The following is a 6451-nucleotide window of genomic DNA, read 5'->3' as shown; positions in this document are numbered from 1 at the left end:
AGGGAGGGAGTGCCCAATTCTGTTATTTTCAACTACAACGCAGCTGCCGCAGGAAAAGATTCCGTTTTTATTTCTCAAAGTTGGGATATCAGGAGGAAAATACCCGTGCCCGCAAAAGAAAACACCTTTACCACCATTTATTATACACCGGGGTATTTCAGGGCCAAATTAATGGTCAACAAACAAATTGTAAAAGAGCACGACCTGATGATAGGCTCCGGTGGATGGCTTGCATTGGTAGAGCAGCAACCGGGCACCCCGCTGTATTTCAGGAAGAACGAAGTGCTGAAAGGAAACTGTGTGGAAGTAGACGAAACGCTGTTATCGCAATATCATCTGCCCCTGCAACCCGATCCGCCGGCACTGTGTTTTTTTTATGTGCAGTCGTTCGGCGACCTCCGGAACGACCACTTTACTTTTGAAACTACATTAAAGAGCGGTTTCCGGCAGGGTACCGCTGCCTGCCAGCGGGTGGAAGTAATGATCCTCTGTAAAAATGATGTGATCGTTATTCCCTTGTGCGCGCCTGGTTGCGTGGGAGAGCTCGCCCTGTTTGCCGCAGGCACAACTATCAACAGCAGGAATACCGACCTGTCGAAATTCGGGGCCAATCTTACAGAGTGGGTGAAGCTGCGTGTGGTTGCCCAAAACAGGCATATGCAGTTTTATGTAAATGATTCTTCCGCCGCTGAGCTAACCTTTGCTAATCCGCCTTCGGATATTGTAGGCGTACAATACCGGTTTGCCGGCACCGGCGCCGTAAAGGATACCCGCTTTACGAAAGACAGTACCGTGATTGCACTGCAGTAGTAACTGCTGCCGGTTTATCTCCGGAAAATAATAACCGCAGCACTATTTCGAAAAGTATGCCCGTTAAGAAAAATAATTACGTTATGCCGGGGCGTTTACAGGTATAGCCGGATGGGCCTATCTGCGATGAGCAACTACCAGCGCGGCGGCAGCACCGGCAGATTAAAGCGCAACTGCCACGTTATTTTTTGTTGCCTTCCAACACGTCCACATAATGAGGGTTATACATAATACCCAGGATATTGCCGAAAGGATCTACAACAGAAGCCGTCACAAATCCATGACCCCGTTCCGTAACAGGTTCAAACACAGTAGCGCCCAAGCCAAGCAATTTTTCCAACCCGGCCTGTATATTATCCACATGCCAGTAAATAATGGCGCCACCAGGGGCCCTGCCGGCTTGTGCAGGTGCATATTTACTGTCGATGATACCCAGTTCATGCTGGTAATCGCCCAGGCGGAACTCCGCATAGCCCGGCTTTTCAAAGTAAGGAGGGATACCGGTTAACTCTGTATACCATTTTTTTGCCGCTTCATGGTTGGCTGCAAAAAACGTTTGGGTGGCAAATCCTCTTAGCATATTGTGTTTGTTTTATGGTGTATTGTAAAAGTAGGGAGGAGGTATGACAGCCCTATGTCAGCAGGGAAAAGAATTTTCCGGCAGGGCGTAAAAAAAGACCTGTATTAAGGGTATGGAAATACCTCTAATACAGGTCATACGATTACAGAGTTATGCACAAAGACTTCGAGTGATCAGGACATGTGAGAGTCCCATTTTGTACTCTTCTTTCTGGCATAACTGCGTGGCCTTTTAGGTCGCCGGACAGGGCGGGGAGTGTTCTTGTTGTCGAGTACCAACTGCATTTTCTTTCTGGCAAGTTCCGGATCGGTGATTTCGTTATATTTCTGTTGATTGAAAGCAGATTCGCCCCTCCAGTCGTCCAGGAGTTGCCTTTCGGTATCTGTTAATGTGTTTTGATGAAACTTTAACAGCAAGCTTGGGAGATCTGAAATTTTCAGCATAGTAGAGGTTTGTATTAACGAGTGAAGGAATCGGTTTCATTTGATTTAAATATAGAAGAGAGGATCTTTTTGGCGTTATCTTTATGTTTTTTAACAGTATTATAGGTAACACCCAGCTTTTGGGCAATCTCATCTATACTTTTATTTTCCAGGGTAAGCAGGATTACCTCCTGTTGTCGCGCTGTAAGCCTGTGGATATTTGTTCTGATAAGTTCCACATAGTAGTCGTGATCCCATGGATCTATTTCTACCTTTGGATTTTCAGAGTCATATATTGCACGGGTTACTGAGTCTTCTTTCACCTTATTATTTTTTTTACGTTTAATTTCACCCATTAATCCAAATTTTGTTGCTTTCATAAGATAATTCTCCAAATTTTTTATTGGCTGTTTATTTCTTCCCTGGAAAATGCTCAGCATGGCGTTTCCTATTGCATCTTTCACATCTTCCTGGTTGAATCCCGGAAAACGATTTCCAATCTCTATCATTAGTTCTTCATAATTTTCGTGGCAGGCGTTGTTGTCAGGCATAAGATGTCCTTTTTAATCAATAAATAATTAAATCAGTTTTGTTATGTGTCAGGTAACTAAATGATGAGAAAGTTATGTGTGATCAGTGTAGATGATCTTTTATATTTTATCCTGTATTCTTTTATTATATGTTGATGACAGGCTATTTTATACAACTGGTAATTCTCTTTTAATAACCATTTGTTCTCCTTGAATTTTTTTGACAGATTTTCGACCCGTTTACCCCTTAATAGATAAATATTTAATGGTGCCTTTCTTTTAATATAGAAGATGTTTGTATGATTCCGATGGAGACATACGATTGCTATTTCATTACCAGGGTAGAATAAAATCTCTTCATACTTATTACTAATATCTGGTACATCATTTAAATAACATACATCTTCTTTATACCCGTTACTGATACCAGGTATATTGTTTAAATCGGATAAATCTTCTTTATACTCATTACTTACGCTATGTTCGTTGTTTAAACAGACAGCAACTTCTACATACTCACTGCCAACTATAATAAGATCGGATGGATGATTGATTGGTGAATGCGATACATGACCGGATCCCAATAAGATATAGAATAGAAAAGTCAGAACTCTTAATCCCATTTTAAATGTTTTTGGATTAATTTTAAGATAATATGCAATAAAAGAAACCTGCTGTCGCGCTATGCTTCCCATTATTTTATTTTTTATAGTTCTTAAATCCGAGACGTTTTTCCGGAAAAACGTTTCATTACTATAAAGACATTTTAATTATCATTTTGGGTAATGTATTTTCCTCATGTTCTGGTTAATCCTTTGTTAAGCAGTTTTTTTTAAGAGATGGTGGGATTTGAGGTAATAAACAGAAGCGTAAACATTTTTTTATATAGAAATCATATGTTGTCCGGCCAGAATATCTATTTTTAGGGCCTAATCTGTATATCATGAAGAAGGTATCCTATGACCCGAATGGCGGAAAACTATGGATAAGAATAGAAATGACCGGCATCTATTTTATTACTTACATTTACCAGATGTGGGCCGCTACTGCGGATGAACTGCCCATATTAACAAAGCCCCTCCGGCAAAACAGCAACGAGCTTCCCCAGCCGGACTACTACCTGGTGCAGAATGATTATAAACCCGGGGAACCCCTGATCAACTTTGATAAAAGAGTGCTGGATATCTCCTTCAGGGTAAGGAAGTATAAAGATGATAACGGATATAAATTAAAAGTAAGCGTATTACAGGGAGATGATTTTGACACTGCCAAAGTAATAGGCAGCGACCAGGTAGGGGATGGGTCTACCGTTACTTTAGGCGCTGATGTTACCGGTAAAACCGAAGATATCTTATTGCAGCTGGTTGCCAGGAAAAAATGATTCCATCTCTTTAAAACCCTTGTATGTTACCATTTAGAAAGATATGCCTGTTACTGTTCTTGGTTTCCTTCCAGGCATCTGCACAGTTTAAAACGGACAGCACAGAACATTACCTGCTGAATTTTTCTGTTCCTGACATGCCTGCCTTTAAGGCGCTGGGCGCAGATCCCTCCAACCTGTTACGTCCTTCTGATATTCAAAAGTTTGCCCTTAGCTTATCCCCGTTTTATTCAAACGGGCAAGGCGTAATTCCCCGCAATTTTGCCGTGGAATTTTCTCCCGGTAAACTGGCCAGCAAAAACTGGACGCTGGAAGATTATGGCAAAAGAAGGTTCTGGTATAATTCTTCCTTTAGCATAGGGGCTATTGTTGATTCGGGAAATGTATCTTCCAAACTGGCCATTGGTTATCGTTTTTCTATCGTCAGGAAAAAGGACGACCTGTTACTGAACGCAGCCAAAAGGAAAGAAGTATTTATTGCACAGCAACAGGAACAGCTGGCGCTAAGGGAATTTAAGAATAACTGGATCATTATTGTTCATAAAGAAGTACCGCCCGCAGAACGCGCACAGTATGGAAAGGATCATGACGCCGAATTCTGGGACTTTGCAGAAAACAAAGCGGAAGAATATCTCAAAGAAAACCCGGATACCTCCTTACAGGCCAGTTACGACGCCTTTAAGAAAGGATATGACAAGGATAAGAAAAAGTACTACGCTGCTGTAGACAGCCTCATAGAAAAATTTAAAAGCGAACATTGGAACACCACCCGCCTGGATGGGGCAATTGCCTGGGTAGGTCAATCGCGCGATTCCCTGATTAAGAACGCCGGCTTTGCTTCTTTTAACACCTGGGTTACCTGGGCTTTAGGTATCGGGAAGAGCAGCCAGTTGTTATTAGGCGGCAGCTTCAGTTTGCCCCGGTCGGAGTTTAAAGACACTACCGCTATCAATGCTACCGTGAATGTGCGCTACTACCTGGGTACCGCCAGTTTCAGAGGCTTTGCAGAAACGCAGTTTAAGTACCAGAACTATGAGGGATTTGAAAAATCCCTGCTGTTTAATTTTGGCACCGAATTCCGGGTTGCCAAAACCATCTGGATTGTGGCGGAAGCAGGCATTGATAATTACCTGAAAGAGAAAGATCCTTTCAGTGCGTTTATAGCGAGTATTAATTTGAGATACGGATTTAACCAGGTAATGAAGTAGGGGCCGTGGTTTGTTTATTCCTCTTCACCAATAAAAAACATACATACAAAAACAGCACCCACACTGGTATCAGCTCCACCGGCAATTTCATGCCGGTGATCCACATCAGCGCCAGTATGCCTACCAGGAATACCAGGCAAATGTAGTTAGACACCGGGTATATAAAAGAAGGGAACTTTGTACGGATATTATCAGCTCTTTTACTCTTTTTGAATTTCAAATGCACCACCGTAATCATCAGCCAGTTGATGATAAGCGTTGATACTACCAGCGACATTAACACCTCGAGCGCCTTTTCAGGGATCACTTTATTTACCACAATGCAGATAGCCGCAAACAATCCTGATACCAGTATGGCTTTTACCGGTACATGATTTTTATTCAGGTGAGATAAAAAAGCGGGTGCATTGCCTTGTTTCGACAACCCGTATAACATCCTGCTATTGCTGTATACGCAACTATTGTACACGGAAAGCGCTGCTGTAAGAACGATCAGGTTCAACACATTGGCGATGAGGCTGGTGAAATAAATGGTTTTGCCAAAGAGGCTGAACTGGAATCCTTTTAAGCTCTCAAACACCATTACAAACGGGCTGCTATCTGTGGTAATACTTTTCCATGGAGATAATGAAAACAGGATGATGAGGGCGCCTACATAAAAGATCAGGATACGGTAAATAACCTGGTTGGTAGCCTTTGGGATGGTTTTCTCCGGACGGTCGGCTTCCGCAGCGGTGATGCCGATCAATTCCAATCCGCCGAAAGAGAACATGATAAGCGCAATGGCCGCAAACAATCCCTGGAAACCACCTTTGCCATCGGCTTCCAGTAATCCCCGTGGGAAAAAGCCGCCGTCGTTCCAAAGATTCTGTATGTTTGCCTGTGCGCCTCCGCTTCCACTGATCAGCAGGTAAATACCAAAAACGATCATCGCTATAATAGCCACCACTTTTATAATCGAAAACCAGAACTCAGCTTCTCCATACACTTTAACAGAGCTAAGGTTTAACGCATTAATGGCAACGAAAAAGAAAAGACTGGAGCACCATAAAGGGATTTCCGGCCACCAGAAATGTATATACACCCCTATAGCTGTGAGCTCAGACATGCTCACCAGGATATATAAGATCCAGTAATTCCACCCGGAAGAGAAACCTGCAAACGAGCCCCAGTATTTATAGGCAAAATGACTGAAACTACCGGATACCGGTTCTTCTACCACCATTTCGCCCAGCTGGCGCATAATAAAGAAAGCAATGATACCTGCTAAAGCATAGCCTAAAATTACAGAGGGACCTGCCAGTACTGCTGCAGGGCCTATGCCCAGGAATAAACCGGTGCCAATGGCGCCGCCGAGGGCAATTAACTGGATATGCCTGTTCTGGAGGCCTCTTTTAAGGCTTTTTTCTTCGGTTTTTTGGTTTGTTGTGCTCAATGTCTGTTATGGTGGATAAGGCTGCAATTTGAGGTAATTTTGGCAGAAAAGGAGTATTGGGGTAAATTTTCCGGTGGGGAGGGGG

6 protein-coding genes and 1 pseudogene are annotated in these 6451 nt (G+C 42.8%); 3 read left to right on the top strand and 4 right to left on the bottom strand.

Translation table 11 applies throughout. The features are described from left to right. Positions 1-810, top strand: a pseudogene (locus VIM72_RS30810) (hypothetical protein); the annotation flags it as partial. Positions 811-991: 181 nt separating this feature from the next. On the opposite strand, the gene VIM72_RS30805 reads toward VIM72_RS30810, so the two are convergent. From VIM72_RS30805 to VIM72_RS30795, 3 genes are all read right to left on the bottom strand, one after another. Further along, on the bottom strand, positions 992-1390 hold the full coding sequence (locus VIM72_RS30805) for a VOC family protein (protein WP_332006633.1): 399 nt from the start codon (positions 1388-1390) through the stop codon (positions 992-994). A 457-nt stretch (positions 1391-1847) separates the two neighbouring features. Continuing rightward, entirely contained in the window at positions 1848-2363 is a 516-nt protein-coding gene (locus tag VIM72_RS30800; protein ID WP_332006632.1) for a sigma-70 family RNA polymerase sigma factor, read from the bottom strand. Positions 2364-2419: 56 nt separating this feature from the next. Next, a complete protein-coding gene (locus tag VIM72_RS30795; RefSeq protein WP_332006631.1) occupies positions 2420-3037 on the bottom strand; it encodes a hypothetical protein in 618 nt (205 codons plus the stop codon). Between the two features lie 248 nt (positions 3038-3285). Here VIM72_RS30795 and VIM72_RS30790 point away from each other — a divergent pair, with 248 nt between their 5' ends. Both VIM72_RS30790 and VIM72_RS30785 read left to right on the top strand, forming a co-directional pair. Continuing rightward, positions 3286-3723 carry a hypothetical protein gene (locus VIM72_RS30790; RefSeq protein WP_332006630.1) on the top strand — a complete coding sequence of 146 codons (438 nt, stop codon included), beginning with the start codon at positions 3286-3288 and terminating at the stop codon, positions 3721-3723. Between the two features lie 23 nt (positions 3724-3746). Further along, entirely contained in the window at positions 3747-4931 is a 1185-nt protein-coding gene (locus tag VIM72_RS30785; RefSeq protein ID WP_332006629.1) for a hypothetical protein, read from the top strand. Here the strand turns inward: VIM72_RS30785 and VIM72_RS30780 are convergent. Further along, complete coding sequence (locus VIM72_RS30780; protein WP_332006628.1) at positions 4912-6366, bottom strand: amino acid permease; 1455 nt, start codon at positions 6364-6366, stop codon at positions 4912-4914. The genes VIM72_RS30785 and VIM72_RS30780 overlap by 20 nt on opposite strands. Between the last annotated feature and the right edge of the window lie 85 nt (positions 6367-6451).

This window comes from Chitinophaga sp. (assembly GCF_036569185.1).
Classification (GTDB): Bacteria; Bacteroidota; Bacteroidia; order Chitinophagales; family Chitinophagaceae; genus Chitinophaga.
The sequence above is the reverse complement of the archived record's forward strand: the minus strand, read 5'-3'. Positions and strand labels throughout refer to the sequence as shown.